Here is a 23,147-nt window from a genome sequence, read left to right on the forward strand (position 1 = left end):
GCCATGGCCGAAATGCTCGAGGTCTCCGGTATCACCAAACGCTTCGGCGGCCTGGTCGCGGTCAACAACGTCTCCTTTTCGGTGCGCGAGAAAGAGATCCTGTCGGTGATCGGTCCGAACGGCGCCGGCAAGTCGACTTTGTTCAAGCTGATCTCATCTTTCCTGCGCCCGACGACAGGCGAGGTGCGCCTGAAGGGCGAACGCATCTCCGGCCTCGCGCCGCACATCGCCGCCCGCAGGGGCGTGGTGCGCACCTTCCAGGAAACCACCATCTTCAAGAACATGAGCGTGCGCGACAACGTCATCATCGCGCACCATCTGCGCTCCAAGGCGAGCCTGTTCGGCTTCTTCCTCGGCACCGGCACGGCAAAAGCCGACGAAGCGGCCTTCGGGCAATCGGCCGATGAGATTCTGGCGCTGCTTGGCCTCTCCTCGCTCGCTTATGAGATTGCCCGCAACCTGCCGCATGGCCATTTGCGGGCGTTGGGCATCGCCATCGGTCTCGCCACCGATCCTTCCATCCTGCTGCTCGACGAACCCTTCGCCGGCATGAACCATGACGAGACCATGCGCATGGTCGAGATGGTGCGGCGTCTGCGCGAGCGCGGCCTGACAATCCTTCTGGTCGAGCATGATATGCCGGCTGTGATGAGGATTTCGGACCGGCTCGTCGTGCTCAATTTCGGGCAGAAGATCGCCGAGGGAACGCCGTCGGAGATCCAGGCCAACGACAAGGTGATCGAGGCCTATCTCGGCAGCGAAGACGAGGCGATCGGCCTATGAACCAGATCCTGAACTTCGCCAATGTCGAGCTCTATTACGACCACGTCTACGCGCTGAAAGGCGTCTCGCTGGAGGTCGACGAGGGCGAGACGGTCGCGCTGATCGGCGCCAACGGCGCGGGCAAGTCGTCGATCCTTCGCGCCATCACCGGCCTGCGCAAGATCAGGTCCGGCGAGATCCATTATGGCGGCAAGCGGATCGATGGCGCGGCGCCCGACGAGATCGTCAAGATGGGCATTGCCATGGTGCCGGAAGGACGCCGCGTCTTCCCCTATATGTCGGTCAGGGACAACCTCCTGATGGGTGCCTTCACGCGCACAAGCAAATCCGAGATCGCCGCGTCGATGGAGATGGTGCTGGGGCGGTTTCCCCGGCTGAAGGAGCGCTTCTCGCAGGCCGCAGGCACGATGAGCGGTGGCGAGCAGCAGATGCTGGTCATCGGGCGCGCGCTGATGGCGAAGCCGAAGCTGTTGCTGCTCGACGAGCCGTCGCTGGGCGTCGCGCCAAAGCTCGTCCAGGACATCGCCCGCTCCATCGTCGCCATCAACCGCGACGAGAAGGTCAGCGTGCTGCTGGTCGAGCAGAATTCGCGCATGGCGCTGCGCATCTCGCAGCGTGCCTACGCGCTGACCACCGGTAGTGTCGCGCTGAGCGGCAATTCCGCCGAACTGCTGACCGACGACCGGGTCAAGCGTCTTTATCTCGGCGGCGAGATCTGAGGCTGATTGGAATGCGCATTCTCGTCATCAACCCCAACACGACAGCGTCGATGACCGCCAAGATCGGCGAGGCGGCGGCAAGCGTCGCCTCCGACGCCTCAGAGATTGTTGCCGTCAATCCGACGGACGGCCCGCCGAGCATCGAGGGTTATTTCGACGAGGTCTTCGCCATTCCGGGCATCATCGCCGAGATGGGCAAGGCGCCCGCCGATGCCTATGTCATCGCCTGCTTCGACGATACCGGCCTCGATGCCGCGCGTTGCGCCACCGAGGCTCCGGTGATCGGTATCGGCGAGGCGGCGTTCCATATGGCGAGCCTTGTCGCGGGCAAGTTCAGCGTCGTCACCACGCTTGCCCGTTCGGTGCCGGCGATCGAGCACAATCTGGCGAAATACGGCCTTGCCTCGCGCTGCGCCAAGGTACGCTCGTCGGACGTCGCTGTGCTCGAGCTCGAACGTCCGGGCTCGAATGCAAGACATCGGATATCGCAGGAGATTGCGCGCGCCATTCGCGAGGACCATGCCGAAGCGATCGTGCTCGGCTGCGCCGGCATGGCCGATCTCGCGCGCAGCCTGTCCGAGGAGCATGGGGTTCCGGTGCTGGACGGTGTGGTCTGCGCCGTCACGCTGGCCGAGAGCCTGTTCAAGGTCGGCTTGAAAACATCGAAGATCGGCGGCTATGCGGCTCCGCGCGGCAAGCGGTTCGCCGGCATGTTCGCACCGCTGTCGCCGGCCGGCTGAGACGAGTCGTATAAGGCCGGCTGCCCGGGATTGACCACCGCGCAAGCCATATTAGATTGAGCCGACCTCTACCAATGGAGGCAAATCAGGCGGGCTGCGCCTGCGCGTTGAAGAGCATGTTGACGGTACTCAGGGAAGACGATCGAGACGACAAGCCGGCGGCGCGCTGGTCGCCGATCTATTACGGGCTGAGGGACGCCATCGTCAGCCACCGTCTCGCGCCGGGCACCAAGCTGCCGGAAGACGAGCTGGCCTCGATCTATTCGGTGAGCCGCACCGTCGTCCGCGCCGCCCTGCAGGCACTCGCGCATGACCGGCTGGCACGGCTGGAGCCAAATCGCGGCGCTTTTGTCGCGCAGCCGTCGAAGATGGAGGCGCGCGAGGTGTTCGAGGCTCGGGCGCTGATCGAGCCCAAGGTGGCGGCGCTTGCCGCCAAGGCGGCGGTGCCGTCGGACATCGTGCAATTGCGCCACCATCTCGAAAAGGAGCATGAGGCGCTGCATGATGGCCGCGACAGCGACGCCATCATGCTGTCGGCGCGCTTCCATGTCGGCATCGCCGAGATCGCGGCGCATTCGGTCTTCACCAACTTCGTGCGCGATCTCGTCTCGCACTCCTCGCTGATCATCGCGCTTTACTGGAAGCGCCGTGACGCAACCTGCGAGAAGCACGCCCATCACGCCCTGGTCGACGCGATCGAAGTCGGCAACAGCGCCGACGCGGCCGCCTTGATGAACAGCCACTTGGTCGACCTGCTGTCGGGACTCGATCTCACGGACAAGGTTGAAAAATCCGACAGTTTGGCGGATCTGTTGCGCGCCTAACCCAACTGGGGAGGTTGAGGCGGTTCAGCTTGGTTGCCGAACCGCCCCGGGGGCCAGCTATGCCGCGGCGGCTTGCGAATAGTCCATCTGCTTAAGGTCGGCGATGAGGCCGGGTCCGGTCGGCTGCCAGCTGAGATGCGCGCGCGTCCATTCGCTCGACGCCGGCAGGTCGAGGCCGGCGAACATGGCGAGCCACCCGAAATGGTCCGCTGCCTCGTCCTGCGACAGCGAGACCACAGGGACGTTCAGCCCGGCGCCGATCACTTCCGCGATCTCGCGCACCGGAATGCCTTCCTCGGCAACGGCGTTGTAGCGCACGCCGGCTTCCTGTTTGTCGAGCGCCAGGCGGTAGAGCTTGGCGACGTCGAGCACATGCGCCGCCGACCACCGGTTGCGGCCTTCGCCGAGATAGGCCGACACGCCCTTGGCGCGTGTCTGGGCGATCAGCGGTGTGATCAGGCCCTGCTTCACCGTGTCGTGTACCTGAGGCAAGCGCACCACCGATACTTTGACGCCCTTCTCGGCTATCGCCGCGCCGGTAAACTCCGACAGGATGCGCGGATTGGGATGGTCGGTGTTGAAGACGTCTTCTCTCGCCGGCTGTCCGTGTTCGGCGGAGCCCATGCCGACACCCGACGTGATGATGAGCAGCCGGTCCGAGCCGGCCAGCGCGCCGCCCAGCGCTTCGATGACCCGCTTGTCCTTCTCGCAATTGGCGACGAAATTCGAGAAATTGTGGTCGAAGGCGGTGTGGATCACCGCGTCAGACTTCGCCGCGCCGTCGCGCAGGCTGTCGAGGTCTTCGAGGTCGCCGCGATGGGGCTCGGCGCCGGCGGCGATAAGCGACCGCGCGCCGGCCTCGGAGCGGGTCAGGCCAAGCACCTGATGGCCGGCGGCGAGAAGCTCAGGCACGATTCTGGAACCGATGAAACCGGTCGCGCCGGTAAGGAATACACGCATGGGAGGTCTCCTGTGGTTGTTCGGAGGCCTTATTTGCGCTATAACTCATTCTGTTAAAGTAGTGACTTTATCATGGTATAAAAGCCAACAGGATGGCAATGCCCCTAGCGACCGCCAACAAGGAGACGACCAACAAGCTGGGCGCCTTTCTTCGTGATCGCCGCATGCGTCTCGATCCGGCGGCCTTCGGCTTCGCCACGGGTCGCCGGCGCACACCGGGGCTGCGGCGAGAAGAGGTGGCGCAGCGCGCCAATATCTCCCCGACCTGGTACACCTGGCTGGAGCAGGGGCGGGGCGGCGCGCCGTCCGCCGATGTGCTGAACCGCATCGCCACCGGGCTGATGTTGACCGAGCCCGAACGCGAGCACCTGTTCATGCTGGGTCTCGGGCGGCCGCCGGAAGTTCGTTACAAAAACGTCGACAGCGTCACGCCGCGCCTGCAGCGCGTCCTCGATGCCTTGGACCCCAGCCCGGCAATCATCAAGACCGCGACATGGGATGTGGTGGCCTGGAATCGCGCCGCCGCGGCGATGCTGACCGACTATTCCAAGCTGCCGCGCGAGCAGCGCAACATCCTGCGCCTGATGTTCGGCAACCCGCGCGTGCGCGACAAGCAGGACGATTGGCAGAGCGTCGCGCGTTTCGTGGTTGGATCTTTCAGAGCGGATGCCACCAGGGCCGGAGCGGGCGCGGAAATCACCCAGCTCGTCGAGGAGCTTTGCCGGATCAGCCCCGAATTCGCCGCGCTCTGGCGCGACAATGATGTCGTCCCGGCATATGGCGAAGGCGTGAAGCGCCTGCGGCATCCCGAGATCGGACGGATCGAGTTGGAGTTCTCGGTCTTTGCGGTTGACGGTCGTCCGGAGCTCGGCATGATCGTCTACAATCCCGCGACGCAGGCGGATGCGGAACGCATTCAATCGCTGATCGCGTCTCGCGCCGCAAAGTGATAGCCACCATGAAACAGGCACAAAGGCAATCCGGTTAGGGTAATATCCGCCGTCCGACTCCTTCGTGGAAGATGTCTATGACCTTGAATGAGCCCAGTTGGTCGCCTTCCGAAAGAAAGTTGCCCGTGCTGCCTATGACAAGGCTCTTGAGAGGGCACTGGCCAGCATCATGGCCGAATTCAAAAGACGGGCGAACGCTGCGACCACGGCCTCCGAAATGTGGGAGGTCGAGGGCTATCTGAAGGAGCAACGTCGAGATTTGGACCGGACGTTCGACTATCGCTATTCGCAGCTGACGATGGTTTTCGCAATTCTCATCCGGAAAGGATATCTGGACGAGAATTTGCTATCGGGTCTGTCCGAAGAAAAACGCAATGAGATCCGCAGAATGCTAGCATAAGGGTTTTCGAGGCGGTCACCTTCGGACCGCCGCGCGCCTGAGCGCCTGCGGTGGCTGACCTAAGCTCCTCATGAAAGCGCGACGCATGCGGCCGAGATCGCCGAAGCCGGTTTCCCCGGCGATGCGGTCGAGTGGCGCGTCCACAGCCTGCGCGCCGCTTCCAACCATGCATGCAGCTCAAATATCTCGGACACAGCCGGCCCAGTAAACCGTCGGATTTAAGCGTCAGCTTTGCCGCTGTCTGCCCGATCGCTTCGCGGAAGCCTCTGCGCCGCCCGGCTGCCTGATATGGTCGATGAAAGCGCGCAGCTTCGGCAGCACCTGGTGCCGTTCCGGGTAATAGAGAAAAACGCCCGGTGTGGTCACTGCGAAGCGGCCGAGCAGCGCCTGCAGGCGCCCGTCGGCGATCGGCGCTTCGGCGATTGGGCTCGGCACCTGCGCCAGCCCCACACCCTGGATCGCCGCGCCGAGCAACGACGGATAGTCATGCGCGATCAGCGGTCCGGAGACGATCGCCTCGACAGCCTTGTTGCCGTCGACCAAGGACCAGGGCGCGACCGAACCGTTCGAGCGACGCAGGCGCAGGCAGGCATGGTCACGCAAATCCTCGATACGCTCCGGCGCTGCGCGCCGGCGCAGATAGTCGGGACTGCCGACCACTACCATCGGGAAGGACGGCGTCAGCCGCACCGCGACCATGTCGGGCGCGATCAGATCGCCTATGCGGATGCCGGCATCGAAGCCTTCGGCGGCGAGATCGGCCAGCTCGCCGCTGGCGACGATCTCCAGCTCGATCTCGGGATAGGCCTGGCAGAAGGAGGCGATCACCGGCTCCAGCAGCACCGGCACCACGGCCGGCGGCACTGAAAGGCGCAACAGCCCGGCCGGCCGCTCGCCCATCCCGCGGGCGATCTCGCTCGCGGCGATCAACTCCTCGAAGGCCGGCCGGGCGCGCGCGAAAAAGCGTTCGCCGGCTTCGGTGAGACCCACGCTGCGCGTCGTGCGGATGAAGAGCGCGGCCCCGATGCGCGCCTCCAGCGTGCGTATCGCCTGGCTGGTCGCTGACGGGGTGACGGCAAGCTCGGCCGCCGCCTTGCGGAAATTGCGGTGTTTCGCGACACTCAAGAAGGCCTCGACGCCGTCGAGCGCGCCATGCCTGACTGTGAAGTTCTGCTTCATGACCCATCGACATTATCGCGGATAGTCGTTGGCCGAAAGCGGTCGTATCTCTTGCATGGCTTGGAAGCCCTGAAGGGAAGTGGCAATGACCGACGAACTTGATCGCGTGCGCGATCACTACCGTGCGACCGGCCTGACCGATCGATTGAAGACCGCGCTGGCGGTGTCGGGGTCTGAGGAACAGCGGCTGCGGCCTGAACAACTGGCGACGCTAGACCAGTTCCACACCCGCGGGCTCGCCGCGACGGCCGAGCTCGCTAATCTGGCGGTCATCAGCGCCGACATGTCGGTGCTCGACGTCGGGTCGGGCGTTGGCGGGCCAGCTCGCTTCCTGGAGGCGACCTTTGGCTGCAAGGTGACCGGCGTCGATCTCAGCGAGCCCTTCGTCGAGGCCGCGCGCTATCTGACCGCGCGGACCGGGCAGGACGGCAGCGTGTCGTTCGAGACCGGCAGCGCGCTGGCGCTGCCCTTCGAGGACGGCCGCTTCGACGCCGCACTGTTGCAGCACGTGGCGATGAACATCGCCGATCGGCCGCTGCTCTACCGCGAGATCAGGCGCGTGCTGAAACCCGGCGGAAAATTCGCCACCTTCGACGTCGTGCTGAATGGCGGCGATCCTCTTTATCCGGTGCCGTGGGCGAAGACGCCGGGCGAAAGCTTCCTGCTGACCGCCGAAGCGACTTGCGAGGCGGTTGAAGCCGCCGGCTTCGGCACGCTGGTCCGCCGCGACGACACGGCCATAGCCAAGGCCTGGTTCGCCGAACTCCGCGCCTCCGGTCCGCCGTCGCTCAATCTCGGAGTCGTCATGGGGCAGGGTTTCGCCGAACTCACCAGCAATCTCGGGCGCAATCTCATGGAAGGGCGGCTGGGCATTCTGACAGCAGTGTTCAAAGCCTTTCCCACCAAGGCTTTATAGGAGGTGCGGATGTCACCGGCGATGATCCTGAACATCCAACTTGGGCTCGGCTACGTGCCATGGCTGCTTTGCTTCGCCGCCTACATCTGGCCCTGGCTGAGATCGATGGAACCGGTAGAAGCGCAGCGCGCCATCGCCACTCTGCACAGCTTCCGCTTCTTCGGGCTCGTCTTCCTCATCCCGGGCGTTGTCGGCCCCGACCTTGCTCCTGGTTTCGCAAGCTTCGCAGCCTATGGCGACTTCGCCACCGGCCTGCTCGCCATGCTGGCGTTGCTCGCGGCGAAGCGGCCCGCGATCTTCTGGCTGCTCGTCGTCGCCTTCAATGTCGTGGGCGTGATCGACCTTGTCGGCGATTACTATCATGGCGTCATGCTCGACCTTCCCGGCCATGCCGGCCAGTTGGGCGCGACCTACGTGATCCCGGTCATCTACGTGCCGCTGCTGATGATCACGCATGTCGCGGCCTTCTATCTGCTGGCGCGTTCGAGGCGCCATCAGCCGGCAACGGCCTAATACATGGGATTTGCCATATGCTTGGGCGCAGGCCATTCGCCCGTGATTTCGGGCTGCACCGGGCGCTCGAGATAGGTCGACAGCACGACGTAGCTGCGCGTCGAGGTGACGCCGGGCGTGTCGTAGAGACGGGCGAGCAGGCCTTCGAGCGCCCGCGTGTCCTCTGTGCGCACCTTGAGCAGCATGCAGGTGTCGCCGGCAACCGTATGGATCTCCTCGACCTCCGGATATTTGGAGACCGCCATCAGCTCCGGCGTCTTGCCCCAGCCCCTTGTGTCGATATGCACGAAGGCGAGCAGCGGCTTCTTCACCGCCCTTGGATCGATGATCGCCGAGGTGGCGCGGATGGCGCCGCTGCGCTTCAGCCGCTTGACCCGCTCATGCGCCGCCGGCGGCGACAGGCCGACGCGCTCGCCCAGATCGGCGTAGCTGATGGTCGCGTCCTCGACGAGAACGCCTAATATCTTTCGGTCGATCGGGTCGATCTCGCGGGCCGGTTGCTTGTTCCGCTGAATGTCATCTGTTTCTGCGTCCATATGGAAATTCTCCTTTGATGCGGAATTTAATTCGGCCATTATGATGATATGTCGAACAGCAATCAATCAGCTTTTATAACCGCGGCGCCGCGCGCGCCGATTCCGGCCGCCGCCTATCTGCTGACCGGCTGCATCGCCGTCATCGGTTCTAATTCGCTGGTTCTGGGACCGATCGCGCCTGCCGTCGCGGCGTCGTTCGGCGCCAGCGTGCCGGCGGTGATGACGGCTGCCGCCGCCTTCGGCCTCGGCACATCGGCCAGCGCGCTCTTCCTTGCCCGCTACATCGACCGCATCGGCGCGCGCCGCATGTTGCAGGGTGCGTTGTTGTTGCTGGCCCTGGCGCTGGTCGCCAGCGCGTTGGCGCCGAGGGTGACGACGTTGGTGGCGGCCCAGCTCGTCGCCGGCATTGCCGCCGGCATCGCCATGCCGGCGATCTACGCCAGTTCGGCCGCGATCGCGCCGCCCGGCCGCGAGAGCGGCACCATCGGTGTCGTGCTGACCGGCTGGACGCTCTCGATGGTCGCCGGCGTCTCGCTGTCCGCGGTGCTCGCCGATCTCATCCATTGGCGGGCCGTCTTCGCGGCGGTGGCGTTGCTGGCGGCAGCAGCTGTTGCCGGCCTGGCGATGAGCTCTCTGCACGACACCAGGAAAAGCGGTCCCGCGCCGTCGCCGCTCGGCGCGCTCGCTGTTCCCGGCATTCTGCCGCTGCTCATTGCCTGCGGCGCCTTCATGACCGCCTTCTATGGCGTCTATGGCTATCTTGGCGATCATCTCCATGAAGCCCTCGGCGAGCCGGTAAGCGCCAATGGCCTGGCGGCGGTCGCCTATGGCCTGGGCTTCGGCGCGGCCGCCTTGCTGGATGGCGTCATCGATCGGCTCGGGGCGCGCCGCGTCATGCCCTTCGCCTATCTGCTGGTCGCCGCCGTCTATGTCGCGATCGCGCTGGCCAGCACCGCCTTCGGCCCGTTGATCGCGACGATCGCCGTCTGGGGCTTGGCCAACCATTTCGGGCTGAACGTGCTGGTCATGCGCCTCACCGCGCTCGACCCGTCGCGGCGCGGCACCATTATGGGCCTGAACAGCGCGGTCACCTATCTCGCCGTCACCGTCGGCACGGCAGGCTTCGGCCCGCTCTACACGAGCCTCGGCTTCGCCAACTGCGCCCTGGTCGCCGCTGGATTGATGCTGGTGGCGGCGGGCGCGGCGGCATGGCGGTCGTCCACCCGGCAATAGGCTTGCATCTGCGTTCACACCTTCGCTAAGGCTGGCTTGCGAACCGGAGTCGCAGCCGATGAAGACGACGCTCGAGATCACCGCCGAGCCCCTGCCGCGGGACCTTGCTTTCCTGGGCGAAAGTCTCACCGCTTTCAATGATGATGACGTCGGGCCCTCAGGCCGGAAGCCTCTCGTTGTCTTCGTGCTCGACGAGCATGACGCCGTCGTTGCCGGCATATCCGGCTACACCGCCTGGGGCTGGCTTTACGTGCAGTGGCTGTGGGTAGACGAAAGGCTGCGCGGAAAAGGCGTTGCCGCCGGCATGCTCGACGCCGCCGAACAGGAAGCTGTCGCGCGCGGGTGCCATGGCGCCTGGATCGACACGTTCAATCCAATTGCCGAAAAGGTCTATCGGCGTCAGGGCTACCAGCCGTTCGGCGAATTGCCGGATTTCCCGATCGGCCGCCGCCGCGTCTTCCTGCAGAAGAAGCTGCCTTAGAGCAATTCCAGGGAATTGTGGAGCGGTTCTCCGTCCGGAATTGCGCAAAAACTAAAGACTACCCCGCGAGCTTTCCGCCGCGCATCGGCTCTGGCGCGCCGGTGGTGCTCGGAAAGCTGATCGGAAGGCCGCGCAGCACGCGTACGGCGAGGAAAGCGAAGCACTCCGCTTCCACCGCGTCGCCCTGCCAGCCAAGCGTCTCGGCCTGCACCACTTCGACCCCGGCGCGGCTTTCGAGCATCGCCATCATCGTCCGGTTATGGCGGCCGCCGCCGCTGACCGCCAGCCGCTTCGGCCGGCGCGGCAACAGGTCGAGCGCCTTGCCCACGGCCGACACAGTGAAGGCCGTCAGCGTCGCCGCGCCGTCCTCGGCGTTCAGCCCCTCGGCCATCGCCGCGGTGAAGTCGAAGCGGTCGAGCGATTTCGGGTAGGGCTTCGTCAGGTAGGGATGCTGCAAGAGCCTGGCGAGCCGTTCCTCATCGACCCTGCCGGCAGCCGCCAGCCTGCCGTCGCGGTCCATCTCGCCGAGGCGCTTCGCCTTGATGAAATCATTGACCGGCGCATTGGCCGGCCCGGTGTCGAAGGCGACGATATTGTCCTTGCCGTCCCACCAGGTGATGTTGCCGACCCCGCCGAGATTGAGCACGGCGGTGTTGCCGCTCGGATCGGCTTCCTTGAGCAGCGCTGCATGATAGGCGGCCGCAAGAGGCGCGCCTTGCCCGCCCGCCGCGACATCCGCCGAGCGGAAGTCATAGGCCACCTTGGTGCCGAGCAGCGAAGCCATCAGCTCGCCATCGCCGAGCTGGCGCGTGCGACCGATCCGCCCCGGCTGCGGCGCGCGATGCAGCACCGTCTGGCCGTGGAAGCCGACGACGCCGATCTCGGCCATGCGCATGCCCTGGCTCTCGACCAGATCCTTGACCGCCGCCGACTGCGCCCGCGTCAGCGCCTCCTCTGCCTCGCGAAAAATCGCCGGCTCCGCTCCCTCGAAATTCCAGGCGCGGGCTTGGCGCAGCGTCTCTTCGAGCAAGGCGCGGATTGATTGCGGGTAAGGGGCCAGCGTGTATGTGCCGGTGTCGGCGATGCGCTCACCATCCGTCTTGATCAGCGCCACGTCGATGTTGCCGTCGAGCACCGTGCCGGTCATCAGCCCGACGGCCCAGATTGGTTCCATGGTCTTGTTCCCTAATCGTCGTCCAACCACGTGTCGGACGGATCGGCGCGGCAGGCAAGTCTTTCGGCTCGCCCTTGCCGGCGGCCTTTTGCGCCAAATGGCGAAAATCGAGCAACCACGTTCTTGCCTCTTGCCGCCGAAGGCGCGAGCCTGCACGACCGTTGCCGACCTGTCTCAAGGAGAAAATGCCATGGCAGCCAATATCGCAGTGATCGCGGGCGCCGGCTCCGGGCTCAGCGCCTCGCTGGCGCGGCTTCTCGCCAGGGAGGGCTTCCGCGTCGTCCTTGCCGCGCGCAATGTCGACAAATTGGCGACGCTGGCGAAGGAAACCGGCGCGCTGGCCGTCGAAACCGATGTGTCGGACGCGGCCTCCGTCGAGCGGCTGTTCGAGACGGCCGACAAGGCAGGCCCGCTCGAGATCGCGGTCTTCAACGCCAGCGGCCGCACACGCGGGCCGATCGCCGACCTCGATCCCGAGGCGGTCAAGCAAGCTTTGCTTGTCGGCGCTTATGGCGGCTTCCTGGTCGGCCAGCAGGCGGCGCACCGGCTCTTGGCGCGCGGCTCGGGGTCGATCCTGTTCACCGGCGCCACGGCGAGCCTCAAGGGCTTTTCCGGCTCGGCCGGCTTCGCCATGCCGAAATTCGGCCTGCGCGGGCTGGCGCAATCGATGGCGCGCGAGCTTTCCCCGAAGAACATTCATGTTGCGCATTTCATCATCGACGGCCAGATCGAGCCGGCCGGACAGGCGCCAGAGCCCGACCGCCCGGACCGCCGCCTCTCGCCCGACGCGATCGCCGAGACCTACCTTGCGATCCATCGCCAGCATCGCAGCGCCTGGAGCTTCGAGGTCGAGCTGAGACCTTGGGTCGAGACGTTCTGACGACCCACTACAGGACTCTTCAACAACGCGCCCCGCCGCGGGCTGCGCTATTTTAGAAGATCTGCATATTTGATGATGCCATTTTAGCGATCTGCAATGTAAAAAGGGGAAAAATAAAAGATACCTTTACTTAACTTCGGCGTGCATACTGCGGATTGGTCAGATCTGTTGTCCGGCTCTCCTGCGCGAATTGAGAATGGGCATGCCGCTTACACGTCGCACGCTGTTTGCAGCCGGAGGCGGAGGGCTGCTGGTCGCGCAGGCGCAAGCCATGGCCACGCCGGCCAAGGCGCAAGACGCTCCAAAACCCATCGTGAGCGACAACAAGCTGCGCATCGCCATGCCGGCTTTCGCCTCCGATCCTTTCTTTCCGGCCGACGGCTCAGGCGACAAGGGTATCGACATGGACCTTGCGCGCGGCATAGCCGCCGAGCTTGGCGTCGAATCCGTGTTCGACCGGTCCGCCGTGACCTTCGATGGCATGGTGCAAAAACTGATCTCCGGTCAGGCGGACCTGGCGATCGGCAAGCTCAGCCGCACGCTTCAGCGCGGCCGCTCGATCCTCTATTCACGCCCTTATGCCATGCTGCATCAGGGGCTGCTCGCCAATCGCGTGAACCTGGCGCGCATCACGCAAGGCAAGCCGCCCGAACAGATCATCCGCGATTTCTCCGGCGATCTCGGCGTGATCGAAGGCTCGTCCTTCGCCACGTATGCGGCGGCCACTTTCCCGCACGCCACGATCCAGCGCTTCGCGGGCTGGAACACGGTCATCGACGCGATCCGCAATGGCACGATCGACCTTGCTTATCGCGATGATTTCGAGATCAAGAAGCTGATGGTCGATGACCCGTCGATGACTGTCGTCGCGCGCTCGATCACGCTGACGGACAAGGTCGACACAATCGCGGTCGGCGTCAGCCCGGCCAATCCGCATCTCGCGGCCTTTGTCGATCTCTATCTCGATCTGGCAAGGGGTCAGCAGGTCCTCAACACCGACGAGATCATTGCGCGCTATCGCCAGGGGAGCAAAGCCTGACAATGGCCGTCTCGGATGCAGCCGCACCCATGCCTCTCGATTGGCGCCTGGCGGCAAAGCGCATCCTGCGCTCGCCGTTGACGACGATCATCATGATCCTGGCCGGGATTCTGTGCGGACTGTACTACCCGACCTTCGCCCATGCGATCAGCCCCGTGGCGCAGGTCTACCTGAATTTCCTCAAGATGGTCGTCCTGCCTTACCTGGTCTCGTCCGTCATCTTCTCGATCACAGCCATGGTTCAGGACCCGAAATCGGTCCGCTATCTCGGTAAGGTGGGTATAGCCGTGTTGGTCGTGTCGTTTCTCGCCGTGCTGGTCAGCGGCACCTATTCGCTGATCCTCAAGCCGGGCCAGATCGAGAACCCACAGTCGCGCATCGAGCTCGGCGAATTCATCAATTCGCAAGGCAGCGTCTCCACCGATCTCGCCTTCCCGTTCCAGCCGCCACCTCCCACCGCCGATCCGAACGGCGGACATTCGATCTTCCTGGACCTGGTGCCGAACAACGTTTTCAACGCGCTGGCCTCGGGCCAGACCATCCAGGTCCTCTTGTTTTGCCTGCTTTTCGGGCTGGCGATGGGCAAGATTCCCCAGCCCTCGTCGCTGAGCCTCTCACAGGCGCTCCACGCGGTGTATCGGGCCTGCACGGTGCTGACCAACTGGTTCGTCTGGGGACTGCCCTTCGCAACCTTCGTCCTGATCGCCGACCAGACCGCGTCGACCGGCACCAAGCCGCTGATGCTGATGGGCGGCTATCTGCTGGTGATGGGCCTTTCCTGCCTGACATTCCTCGCCGGCGCGTTCGCGATTATCGCCATCAGGTCGCGGCGAAGCTACTGGGCCACGATCAAGACCCTTCAGCCGCTTCTGATGGTTGCCATCACGACGCGCTCCACCGTCGCGTCGCTGCCCTGGGTCATCAATCTTTTGAGCGAGCGGCTGCGCTTCAACCTGGTGGTGGTCGAGCTGCTCGTGCCGCTGCAGGCGGCGCTGCTGCGGACCGGGCCGGCGCTGGTCTACACATCCGGCGCCCTGTTCATTGCCCAGCTCTACGGCCATCAGCTGGCGATCCCGGACCTCATGCTTGTCGGCGTCGTCTCCGCGCTTCTGGCGCTGACGACAGGCGGCATGGGCAGCCTGCTCATCCTCTCGCAGATGTCCATCGTCTGCGGCTATCTGAAGCTTCCCTTCGAGGCGGCATTCGCCCTGTTCGTCGCGGTGGACGCGGCCGTGGACACGCTGATGACGCTGTCCAGCGTCTCCACCGTGGCGGCAAGCACGGCAATGATCGCACCCAGCCATAGGGAGACGGTGCAGAGCGCCGAAACCGTCGCGCAAGGTCTCGAAGCCGAGCCCGCCCGATGATCGACGACGCCATCCGTCCGCAGCTCGGCATCATTGGCGGCCTCGGGCCGCTGGCGTCGGCCGACTTCTATTTCAAGCTGACACGGATGACCGAGGCGCTGCGCGACAACGAGCATGTGCCTTCCGTCATCCTCAGCGTGCCGCAGCTGCCCGACAGGACCGAAGCGATCCTCAGCAACCATGACGGGCCGCTGGCCCCGCTGACCGCTGCGGTCTCGACGCTCAACGCGCTCGGCGTTGCCTGCATCGCCATGCCCTGCAACACCGCCCATCATTGGTACGACAAGCTGGCGGCGAACTCGTCAGCCGAGATCATCCATATCGGCGACGCGGTGGTGGCGGAAATCCGCCGCGGCCTGGACCGGGGCAGGGTGGCGAACCTCGCAACCCGGGGCACCCTGGTTTCCGGTTTCTATCAGCACAGGATAGCGGCGGCGGGCTTCGACCTCTGCCTTCCGCAGGATGCCGAGTTTCAGGAACGCGTCGACAGCGCGATCATGCTCGTCAAGGCCGGTTCGATCGCGCAAGCCGCGGCCGAGACCGAGCGCGCGCTTCATCTCGCGCAAATGGCCGGCGCAGATGTCGCCCTACTTGGCTGCACCGAACTGTCCGTCGTGGCAGCCAGCCTCGGCGACACGAACGGACTGGTCGTCGTCGACAGCAATGCGGCGCTGGCGCGGGCCAGCCTGCAACGGTTGGGCTACCCTGTGCAGGAAGCGCGAGGCCTGCCCACCGTCTCGTCGCTGCCGGCAGACGGCCGGCCGTCCTTGCGTGTCACCCGGCGGGCTTCCTAATGCATGGCGCCCAGAACTGTGCAGCGGTTCTGGGACAACGACATGCATCAAACAAAGACTTAAGGCCGCGTCGCCAGAATCCGGTTCGGCGCGACGAGCTTTAGACGCGCAAGTTTCCATCGCCTTGCCGTCGATATCCGCTTGCCAGCGGCCGATGTGCTCCAAGTCATAAAATCTTTGAGAGAATATTTTCCGCCTCCCGTCCGAGAGGAAATGCGCTTCTTTGCCCGAGCCGGCAGCATTGGTGATGCTTGATATCAAGGCTTCGCATCCCGCCAGGCCCAAATGATTTCAGGATTGCAAGGAACGCATCATGTCCGAACCCGGCAACGCTTCAAATTCTCTCGTTACGTCAACCACCAGGCGCGCCGGACTGGCGGCGCTTCTCGCCACGACATTGGCCGTCATCGGCCTCAACGCGCCGTCGTCGTCCTTCGCCGAGGAGAAGAAGGCGATCAAGGTCGGCATCATCAGCGGCGAGGATGAGGATGTCTGGCGCGTCGTCACCGCCGAGGCGGCCAAGAAAGGGCTGACCATCGAGACAGTCGTCTTCAACGATTACACCCAGCCCAACGAGGCGCTGGAGCGGGGCGAGATCGACGCCAACGCCTTCCAGCACAAGCCGTATCTCGACAACCAGATCAAGACGCAAGGCTACCACATCGTGCCGGTTGGCTATACCGGCGTCTGGCCGATAGGGCTTTATTCGAAGAAGCATGCCAAGGTCGCCGACCTGCCGGAAGGCGCTGTCATCGGCCTGCCCAACGACCCGTCCAACGAGGGCCGCGCGCTGCACGTGCTGGAGCATGAGGGCCTGATCAAGCTGAAAGACGGCACCGGCATCCTGGCGACGACCGCCGACATTGCCGACAACCCGAAGAAGCTCGAGATCAAGGAGCTCGACGCCGGCATCGTCGGCCGCTCGGTCGACGATCTTGACGCCGCGGTCGTCAACACCGACTGGGCGCTGAAGAGCGGCCTCGGCCCGGAAAACCGCATCGCGCAGGAGCCGGTGGCCGACAATCCCTACCGCAACTTCATCGCGGTCAAGATCGGAAGCAAGAACGAGCCCTGGGTGAAGACGCTGGTCGCCTCCTACCAAAATGAGACGGTCAAGGCCGAGTTCGACAAGGTCTACAAGGGCACCGGGATCAGCGCCTATTGACCGGCGCATGGTTGGCAGAAATGGGCGGTCCGCTGTTGAGCGGGCCGCCGTCGCGTTTGCGTGGCACTGAAACGGAAACAGAGATGAACCAGCACGTCACCGCCGGACTTGCCGATCCGGTCCGCGTCGAGCCGACCGGGCGGGAAGACGTTGTCCGCCTCGTCGATCTGAAGCGCCGCTTCGGCGCGACGGCGGCGCTCGACGGCGTCTCGCTGACCGTGAAGAAGGGCGAGATCCTCGGTATCATCGGCCGCAGCGGCGCCGGCAAGTCGACGCTGATCCGCTGTCTGAACGGGCTGGAGCGGCCGGATTCCGGCGAGGTCTTCATCGAGGGGCGCGAGATCAGCCGCCTCGGCGAGCGCGAGCTGCAGCCGCTGCGCCGCCGCATCGGCATGGTGTTCCAGCATTTCAATCTCTTGTCGGCCAAGACCGTCGAGGACAATGTCGCGCTGCCGCTCAAGATCGAAGGACGCCCGCGCGCCGAGCGTGTGGCCCGCGCGGCCGAGCTGCTGCAACTCGTCGGCCTGTCGGAGAAAGCCAAGGCCTATCCCGCTTCGCTGTCGGGCGGCCAGAAGCAGCGCGTCGGCATCGCCAGGGCTTTGGCCGCGCGGCCGGCGCTGCTCTTGTCGGATGAGGCGACATCGGCGCTCGATCCGGAAACGACGCGCTCGATCCTGGCGCTGCTCAAGGACATCAATTCCAGGCTCGGCCTCAGCATCCTGCTGATCACGCATGAGATGGAGGTGATCCGCTCCATCGCCGATCGAGTGGCGGTGATCGATGCCGGCCGGATCGTCGAGGAGGGCGCCGTCTGGCAGGTCTTCGCCGATCCGAAGTCGGAGATCACCCGCAGCCTGCTCGGCGGCATCCGGCCGCAACTGCCGCCCGAGATTGCCAGCCGGCTGGTTCCGGGCGAAGGGGCGGAAACGATCCTCCGGATCGACGTCGCCGGCGAGGCGGCGCGTCGCCCGCTGCTGTCCGAGCTTGGCGCCAGCGTGCACGGCGCGTTCCGGCTTGTGCATGGCGGCATTGACCATGTGCAGCAGCAGCCGGTCGGCACGTTGTTCGTGGCGCTCCCTGGAGCCGACGCTGCCCATCTGGCGGCGGTTATCGCTTTCCTGAAGAACCGCGGCGCGCGGGTGGAGGTGCTTGGCCATGTCGCCGGTCCTGTTTGAACTCCTGCTTCGTTCGATCTGGGAGACGGTGCTGATGACCGGCGCGTCCGGTCTGATCTCGCTTGTCTTCGGCCTGCCGCTCGGCCTTGCCCTGGTCGCCACCGATCGCGGCGGCATCGCCGAAAGCCTTTGGGTCAACCGCATCCTTGGCGCCGTCATCAATGGCTTCCGTTCGGTGCCGTTCATCATCCTGCTGGTGGCGCTGATCCCGGTGACGCGGCTGATCGTCGGCACCTCGATCGGTACCTGGGCGGCGATCGTGCCGCTGTCGATCGCGGCGACGCCCTATTACGCGCGCATTGCCGAAGTGTCGCTGCGCGAGGTGGACCACGGGTTGATCGAGGCGGCGCGCGCCATGGGCGGCAACCGCTGGACGATCATCCGCGAGGTGCTGGTGCCGGAGGCGCTGCCGGGCATCGTCGCCGGCTTTACCGTGACGCTGGTGACGCTGGTCGGCGCCTCGGCCATGGCCGGCGCCATCGGCGCCGGCGGTCTCGGCGATCTCGCCATCCGCTACGGCTATCAGCGCTTCGAAACCAGCGTCATGGTCGCCGTTGTCATCGTGCTCATCGTGCTCGTCTGCGGCATCCAGTGGATCGGCGACCGGCTGGTCGCTCGTCTGGATCATCGCGGATGATGTGCGGCATCCGAACGCAATTTGCCGCAAAAGCCGGGAATTGAGCGCTGGTATGCTGCGTTTGCAATGAGATTGTTCGGTGTGTTTCTTCACCGGCAATGACACGCATGTCATCGTGCGATGGGGAGCTAAAACAAAGAGTTACCGACAAGAGGAGCCTGTCCATGCCAAGAATAGTTCCGGTGCTCGATCTCGACCGCCTGGAGCAGGGTCCATCCGAGCTTCGAACTTTCTTGTTTGATTTGCGCACCGCCGCCCGCGATGTCGGGTTCTTCTATCTGAGCGGTCACGGCATCACCCAACCGGAGATCGACGCGGTGCTGGGTGCCGCGCGCGGCTTCTTTGCCTTGCCGGAAGCCGACAAGCTTGCCATCGAAATGGTGAAGTCGCCGCAGTTCCGCGGCTATACGCGCGCCGGCGGCGAACTGACCAGCGGCAAGGCCGACTGGCGCGAGCAGCTCGACATCGGCGTCGAACGCGCGACCATTGCGCAAGGGCCGGGCGTGCCGGCCTGGACGCGGCTGCAGGGCCCGAACCAGTGGCCGGCCGCGCTCCCCGATCTGAAGCCGGCGTTGCTCGCCTGGCAGGCCAAGGCGGCCGATGTGGCGATCCGGCTGCTCAAGGCATTCGCGCTGTCGCTCGACCAGCCGGAGGATGCCTTCGATGCGATCTATCGCGGCGAGCCGAACCACCGCATGAAGATCGTGCGCTATCCCGGCCGCGACACGACCGGCGACGACCAGGGCGTCGGCGCGCATAAGGATGGCGGCTTCCTCACCCTTCTGCTGCAGGACGAGAACAAGGGGTTGCAGGTCGAGTATGACGGCAGCTGGGTCGATGTCGACCCGATCCCGCGAACGCTGGTCGTCAACATCGGCGAACTGCTTGAACTCGCCTCGAACGGCTATCTCAGGGCGACCGTGCACCGCGTCGTCACGCCGCCCGCCGGCGTCGAACGGATTTCGGTGCCGTTCTTCTTCGGCGCCCGTCTCGACGCCACGATCCCGCTGCTCGACCTGCCGGAGGAGCTGGCGGCCGAGGCGCGCGGCCCGGCCAGCGACCCTGACAACCCGCTGTTTCGCAACGTCGGAACCAATGTGCTGAAAAGCCGGCTGAGGTCACATCCCGACGTAGCCCGGCGCCATTATGCGGATCTGTTGGAAAAAGCATCGGCCGCCGGCTGACGACTTCACAATGATTAAGCGAGATTTTTTCGCGATCTCGGTATTTTTCGTGGAAAATACGCCGCCGAGACCCCAAATAGGCTGCATCGCTCGGCGTTTTCCTCCCATTGCGCCGGGCGATGTTCCCCTCTGAAGGTTATGACCTTCATGCTTGGCCGGGCCGCTTTCGCGCCCGGCCTTTTTCTTTCAAATGCTTTAGAGATGCCTTGATCAGGCGAGGCGATACTGATCGCGACAAAGCGGCCTAAAGCATGTCTCCCGAAAGTGGGAACTGGTTTCGGGATAAAGACATGCGTAAAACTAAAAACCTAAAGCGCATGGAGCGAATCTGAAGATCGCGACGCGCTTTACTTCGTCAGCTTCGGCAATCCCGCCGCCAGCGCGTCGATGGCCAGCCGCACCTTCAACGGCAGATGCGGCATCTGGAGCCAGAGTGCGTGGCAATCGTAGAGATAGTCCGGCTTGTCAGGCAGCACGCGGATGAGCTTGCCTGCTTCGACACGCTCACGCACCAGCCAGTATGGCAGCCAGGCCAGCCCCATGCCTTCGCTCGCCGCGTCGGCGATGGCATCGAGATCGTCGAGACGCAATCGACCGACCGGCGCGAACTCTGCGACGGAACCGTCATCGCGCGGGAAGAGCCATGGCTGCAACACATGGCCGAGCCGCCGGTAGACGATCGCCTGATGGGCGGCGATATCCTCAAGATCGGTGGGCTTGCCGAAGGTCTCGATGTAGGACGGCGAAGCGCAGACGACCATGCGCTGGCGCGCGACTCGGCGCCCGATGATGCCAGCCCGATCATCCAGCGGGCCGGTACGGATCGCCAGGTCGAAACCATCCTCGACGAGATCGGCGAAGCGGTCGCTGAGCGACAGATCCAGTTCCAGTGTCGGATAACGCCGGGCAAGGGCGAGCAGGATCGGTGTGACGCAGTGCCGGCCGAAATGCGCCGGCATCGTCACCCGCAGTTTCCCGCGAGGTTCGGACAGCTGGTCGGCCGCCAGCGCATCGGCCGCCTGCGCTTCCGCCAGTACGATCCTGCAGCGCTCATAATAGGCGCGCCCGAAATCGGTCGGGCTCTGCCGGCGCGTGGTGCGGTTGATGAGCCGTGCGCCGAGCCGCTCCTCAAGGGAGCGGACATGCTTGCCGACCATCGGCCCCGAAAGCTCGAGAGCCGCCGCGGCGGCCGTGAACGAGCCGAGGTCGATGGCTTTCACGAACACTTCCATGCTTTCGAGGCGATCCATATTGAAAACCTATTGTTTCGACTGTTCTGCCTGAACAGCGATTTATCTGCTCTCCACGCCCCTGCATAGTTCCATTCCATCGATTGGATTTGGAGTTGCATGGATGGCAAGGGTTGTTCGCTTTCACAGTCACGGCGGTCCCGAGGTGCTTCGCATCGAGGAGATAGAGGTTCCGTCGCCAGGTCCTGGCGAGGTGCGGATCCGCGTCAGGGCACTCGGCTTGAACCGGGCCGAAGCCTCGATGCGCAACGGCACTTACATCGAAACGCCGTCGCTGCCGTCAGGCCTCGGCCTTGAGGCAGCCGGCTTTGTCGAGGCGATCGGCGAGGGCGTCGCTGGTTTCGCGCCGGGCGATGCGGTCAGCATCATCCCGCCGCGATCGATGGCGCGCTGGCCTGCGTATGGCGAGCTTGTGACCTTTCCTGCCGAGCTCGTCGTCAAGCATCCGCCATCGCTTTCGTTCGAGGCCGCCGCGGCGACATGGATGCAATATCTCACCGCTTATGGCGCGCTGATCGATATCGCCCATCTGTGCGGTGACGAGCCCGTCGTCATCACCGCCGCTTCGAGCAGCGTCGGGCTCGCCGCCATCCAGATCGCCAACAGAATTAGCGCCGTGCCGATCGCCGTCACCCGGACATCGGCCAAGAAGACGCCATTGCTCGATGCCGGCGCTGCGCATGTAGTGGCCTTGGCTGAGGACGATCTCGAAGCGCGGCTGAGAGCGATCGCGCCGCAAGGCGTGCGCGTCGTGCTCGACCCCGTCGGCGGCCCGATTTTCACGCCTCTTGCAGCCGCGATGGCACGCGGCGGCATTCTCATCGAATATGGCGGCCTCAGCCCTGAGCCGACGCCGTTCCCGCTGTTCGAGGTCCTGGCGAAGACGTTGACGCTGCGCGGCTACCTTGTCCACGAGATCACCGGCGATCCCGCCCGGCTGCAAACAGCCAAGCGCTTCATCCTCGATGGCCTCGCATCGGGCGCGCTGAGGCCGATCATCGCCAGGACGTTTCCGTTCGAGGCGATCGCCGAGGCGCACCGCTTTCTCGAGGCTGGCGAACAGTTCGGCAAGATCCTCGTGACTGTGTGAGGGCCTGAAAGGATCGGCGCCCGATCGAGCGGCGCGCCCGATCGATCATGCCGCTCGAATTACGGAGACCGTCGCTAGCCGCGCTTTTCGATAACCGCGTAGAGCACGTTGCGGTTCTCGCCATAGAACACCTGCGCGTCGACGGTGTTGCGGTCGACGCTGGCATTGATGATGTTCCACATGTCGGCTTCCGAGCGCAGCAGCAGCACCCAGTCCATGAATGTCTCGCGATAGCCGGCGTCGGGAGTGCCTTCGGCATAGTTGGCGAACAGGAACCTGCCGTTCGGCTTCAGCATCTGCAGGCACGTCTTCGTCAGCTTAACCGCGACGTTGTGCTGAAGATAGTCGTAAAGGCCCGAAGCATAGATCAGGTCGAACTTGCCGAGCTTGTGGCCTCTCGTGAGCACGGTTCGCACCGAGCCGTCCACGGCCTCGATCGCGGTGCCCTGGAAATCGCGCGCGATCAGACCGACGCTCTGCGGATCCTGGTCGAGCGCGACCCACCGCTTCAGCCTGCCCTCGGCAAGTGCGGTCGAGCGGTTGGCCTCGCGCAGATGGCCGGCCGCGATCGCCAGCACTTCCGCTTCCGGTCCATTCCTCGCCGCCGTCTCGTCGACATATCGGGTCAACAGGTCCCGCCGTTCCCGCGCCGCGACGCATGACGGCACATTCTGGGTATGGCTGTAGAGCGCTTTGCCGATCTCCGAGGCGTTGGCCACGTCGTCGGCCACATGCGGATCGCAATAGATAAAGTCGAGCAGCTGCGCGTCGCCGGAATAACCCCTGGGTTTGGTGAAGGACCAGTGCGTGAGGGGATCCTGGAGGAAATATTGCAGGATCGCGTGGTTCTGTGCCACCGGTATTAAGGCCTGCCAGACGTCGGGATGAACCCTGGAGCGCAGCGCGCTGAGGACCGACAGCAGGCGCCGGACGATCTCGGCGGGATCCCTCTGCTGCTCGATCTGTTGGTGCGTCGTCAACAGGATGAGCGCGAGCTCCGCGCGAGCGTCCTCGAAGGCTCCGCCATGGCGCTCGGGCTTCCCTCGATGCAGACCGGCGGCAATCGTCTTAGCAGTAATCAGGCTTTTGCCATCAAAAACGGTCTGCACTGGATACTCCGTGGTTAACAGTCATTTAACTTATTGCGTAGAATGTCGG

25 protein-coding genes and 1 pseudogene are annotated in these 23,147 nt (G+C 64.5%); 19 read left to right on the forward strand and 7 right to left on the reverse strand.

Annotation, left to right across the window (positions count from 1 at the left end; translation table 11 throughout):
• The first annotated feature begins 3 nt into the window (after positions 1-3).
• From EJ068_RS23960 to EJ068_RS23975, 4 genes are all read left to right on the forward strand, one after another.
• Entirely contained in the window at positions 4-783 is a 780-nt protein-coding gene (locus EJ068_RS23960; RefSeq protein WP_127249279.1) for an ABC transporter ATP-binding protein, read from the forward strand.
• A complete protein-coding gene (locus tag EJ068_RS23965) occupies positions 780-1,502 on the forward strand; it encodes an ABC transporter ATP-binding protein (protein ID WP_127249278.1) in 723 nt (240 codons plus the stop codon). The genes EJ068_RS23960 and EJ068_RS23965 overlap by 4 nt, the downstream gene beginning before the upstream one ends.
• An 11-nt stretch (positions 1,503-1,513) precedes the next feature.
• Complete coding sequence (locus EJ068_RS23970) at positions 1,514-2,242, forward strand: aspartate/glutamate racemase family protein (protein ID WP_127249277.1); 729 nt, start codon at positions 1,514-1,516, stop codon at positions 2,240-2,242.
• Between the two features lie 116 nt (positions 2,243-2,358).
• Positions 2,359-3,066, forward strand: a complete 708-nt coding sequence (locus tag EJ068_RS23975; RefSeq protein WP_189342119.1) for a GntR family transcriptional regulator — start codon at positions 2,359-2,361, stop codon at positions 3,064-3,066.
• Between the two features lie 57 nt (positions 3,067-3,123).
• Here EJ068_RS23975 and EJ068_RS23980 read toward each other — a convergent pair whose 3' ends face one another.
• Positions 3,124-4,026 carry an SDR family oxidoreductase gene (locus EJ068_RS23980; protein WP_129554901.1) on the reverse strand — a complete coding sequence of 301 codons (903 nt, stop codon included), beginning with the start codon at positions 4,024-4,026 and terminating at the stop codon, positions 3,124-3,126.
• A gap of 98 nt (positions 4,027-4,124) precedes the next feature.
• On the opposite strand from EJ068_RS23980, the gene EJ068_RS23985 reads away from it, so the two are divergent.
• Positions 4,125-4,976, forward strand: a complete 852-nt coding sequence (locus tag EJ068_RS23985; protein WP_127249274.1) for a helix-turn-helix transcriptional regulator — start codon at positions 4,125-4,127, stop codon at positions 4,974-4,976.
• Positions 4,977-5,073: 97 nt separating this feature from the next.
• Positions 5,074-5,376, forward strand: a complete 303-nt coding sequence (locus EJ068_RS23990; protein ID WP_245463210.1) for a hypothetical protein — start codon at positions 5,074-5,076, stop codon at positions 5,374-5,376.
• Positions 5,377-5,391: 15 nt separating this feature from the next.
• Here EJ068_RS23990 and EJ068_RS33460 read toward each other — a convergent pair.
• A pseudogene (locus tag EJ068_RS33460) lies at positions 5,392-5,511 on the reverse strand (GlxA family transcriptional regulator); the annotation flags it as partial.
• A 90-nt stretch (positions 5,512-5,601) separates the two neighbouring features.
• Positions 5,602-6,555, reverse strand: coding sequence for a LysR family transcriptional regulator (locus EJ068_RS24000; RefSeq protein WP_127249273.1), 954 nt, complete (start codon positions 6,553-6,555; stop codon positions 5,602-5,604).
• An 85-nt stretch (positions 6,556-6,640) separates the two neighbouring features.
• Here EJ068_RS24000 and EJ068_RS24005 point away from each other — a divergent pair, with 85 nt between their 5' ends.
• The gene (locus tag EJ068_RS24005; RefSeq protein WP_127249272.1) at positions 6,641-7,471 is read left to right on the forward strand and encodes a class I SAM-dependent methyltransferase; all 831 of its coding nucleotides are present in this window, start codon (positions 6,641-6,643) and stop codon (positions 7,469-7,471) included.
• A 9-nt stretch (positions 7,472-7,480) separates the two neighbouring features.
• The gene (locus tag EJ068_RS24010) at positions 7,481-7,984 is read left to right on the forward strand and encodes a hypothetical protein (RefSeq protein WP_127249271.1); all 504 of its coding nucleotides are present in this window, start codon (positions 7,481-7,483) and stop codon (positions 7,982-7,984) included.
• Here EJ068_RS24010 and EJ068_RS24015 read toward each other — a convergent pair.
• On the reverse strand, positions 7,981-8,520 hold the full coding sequence (locus tag EJ068_RS24015; protein WP_126078718.1) for an Lrp/AsnC family transcriptional regulator: 540 nt from the start codon (positions 8,518-8,520) through the stop codon (positions 7,981-7,983). The genes EJ068_RS24010 and EJ068_RS24015 overlap by 4 nt on opposite strands.
• A 48-nt stretch (positions 8,521-8,568) precedes the next feature.
• On the opposite strand from EJ068_RS24015, the gene EJ068_RS24020 reads away from it, so the two are divergent.
• Both EJ068_RS24020 and EJ068_RS24025 read left to right on the forward strand, forming a co-directional pair.
• On the forward strand, positions 8,569-9,753 hold the full coding sequence (locus EJ068_RS24020; RefSeq protein ID WP_127249270.1) for an MFS transporter: 1,185 nt from the start codon (positions 8,569-8,571) through the stop codon (positions 9,751-9,753).
• A gap of 58 nt (positions 9,754-9,811) precedes the next feature.
• Positions 9,812-10,234 carry a GNAT family N-acetyltransferase gene (locus EJ068_RS24025; protein ID WP_127249269.1) on the forward strand — a complete coding sequence of 141 codons (423 nt, stop codon included), beginning with the start codon at positions 9,812-9,814 and terminating at the stop codon, positions 10,232-10,234.
• A 58-nt stretch (positions 10,235-10,292) separates the two neighbouring features.
• On the opposite strand, the gene EJ068_RS24030 is transcribed toward EJ068_RS24025, so the two are convergent.
• A complete protein-coding gene (locus EJ068_RS24030; RefSeq protein WP_127386204.1) occupies positions 10,293-11,408 on the reverse strand; it encodes an anhydro-N-acetylmuramic acid kinase in 1,116 nt (371 codons plus the stop codon).
• A 190-nt stretch (positions 11,409-11,598) separates the two neighbouring features.
• On the opposite strand from EJ068_RS24030, the gene EJ068_RS24035 reads away from it, so the two are divergent.
• From EJ068_RS24035 to EJ068_RS24070, 8 genes are all read left to right on the forward strand, one after another.
• Positions 11,599-12,288 carry an SDR family NAD(P)-dependent oxidoreductase gene (locus EJ068_RS24035; RefSeq protein WP_127252988.1) on the forward strand — a complete coding sequence of 230 codons (690 nt, stop codon included), beginning with the start codon at positions 11,599-11,601 and terminating at the stop codon, positions 12,286-12,288.
• Positions 12,289-12,490: 202 nt separating this feature from the next.
• Complete coding sequence (locus tag EJ068_RS24040) at positions 12,491-13,327, forward strand: transporter substrate-binding domain-containing protein (protein ID WP_189342594.1); 837 nt, start codon at positions 12,491-12,493, stop codon at positions 13,325-13,327.
• Between the two features lie 29 nt (positions 13,328-13,356).
• Positions 13,357-14,694: a cation:dicarboxylase symporter family transporter gene (locus EJ068_RS24045; RefSeq protein ID WP_245463211.1), complete on the forward strand. Its 1,338-nt coding sequence runs from the start codon at positions 13,357-13,359 to the stop codon at positions 14,692-14,694.
• A complete protein-coding gene (locus EJ068_RS24050; protein ID WP_127252990.1) occupies positions 14,691-15,488 on the forward strand; it encodes an amino acid racemase in 798 nt (265 codons plus the stop codon). Before EJ068_RS24045 ends, EJ068_RS24050 begins: the two co-directional genes overlap by 4 nt.
• Positions 15,489-15,801: 313 nt before the next feature.
• Entirely contained in the window at positions 15,802-16,653 is an 852-nt protein-coding gene (locus EJ068_RS24055) for a MetQ/NlpA family lipoprotein (RefSeq protein ID WP_127252991.1), read from the forward strand.
• A gap of 83 nt (positions 16,654-16,736) precedes the next feature.
• Positions 16,737-17,828, forward strand: a complete 1,092-nt coding sequence (locus EJ068_RS24060; RefSeq protein WP_129554902.1) for a methionine ABC transporter ATP-binding protein — start codon at positions 16,737-16,739, stop codon at positions 17,826-17,828.
• On the forward strand, positions 17,809-18,465 hold the full coding sequence (locus EJ068_RS24065; protein WP_042638989.1) for a methionine ABC transporter permease: 657 nt from the start codon (positions 17,809-17,811) through the stop codon (positions 18,463-18,465). Before EJ068_RS24060 ends, EJ068_RS24065 begins: the two co-directional genes overlap by 20 nt.
• Before the next feature lie 164 nt (positions 18,466-18,629).
• Entirely contained in the window at positions 18,630-19,649 is a 1,020-nt protein-coding gene (locus EJ068_RS24070; RefSeq protein WP_127252992.1) for an isopenicillin N synthase family oxygenase, read from the forward strand.
• A gap of 347 nt (positions 19,650-19,996) precedes the next feature.
• Here the strand turns inward: EJ068_RS24070 and EJ068_RS24075 are convergent, their stop codons facing one another.
• Positions 19,997-20,899 (reverse strand): LysR family transcriptional regulator, encoded by a 903-nt coding sequence (locus EJ068_RS24075; RefSeq protein WP_127252993.1) that lies wholly within the window; start codon positions 20,897-20,899, stop codon positions 19,997-19,999.
• Between the two features lie 103 nt (positions 20,900-21,002).
• Between EJ068_RS24075 and EJ068_RS24080 the strand changes: the two genes are divergently transcribed.
• Positions 21,003-21,989 carry a zinc-dependent alcohol dehydrogenase family protein gene (locus EJ068_RS24080; protein ID WP_127386203.1) on the forward strand — a complete coding sequence of 329 codons (987 nt, stop codon included), beginning with the start codon at positions 21,003-21,005 and terminating at the stop codon, positions 21,987-21,989.
• Between the two features lie 74 nt (positions 21,990-22,063).
• Here EJ068_RS24080 and EJ068_RS24085 read toward each other — a convergent pair whose 3' ends face one another.
• Positions 22,064-23,098, reverse strand: coding sequence for a class I SAM-dependent methyltransferase (locus EJ068_RS24085; RefSeq protein WP_127251668.1), 1,035 nt, complete (start codon positions 23,096-23,098; stop codon positions 22,064-22,066).
• Between the last annotated feature and the right edge of the window lie 49 nt (positions 23,099-23,147).

The organism is Mesorhizobium sp. M2A.F.Ca.ET.043.02.1.1 (assembly GCF_003952405.1).
Taxonomy (GTDB): Bacteria; Pseudomonadota; Alphaproteobacteria; order Rhizobiales; family Rhizobiaceae; genus Mesorhizobium.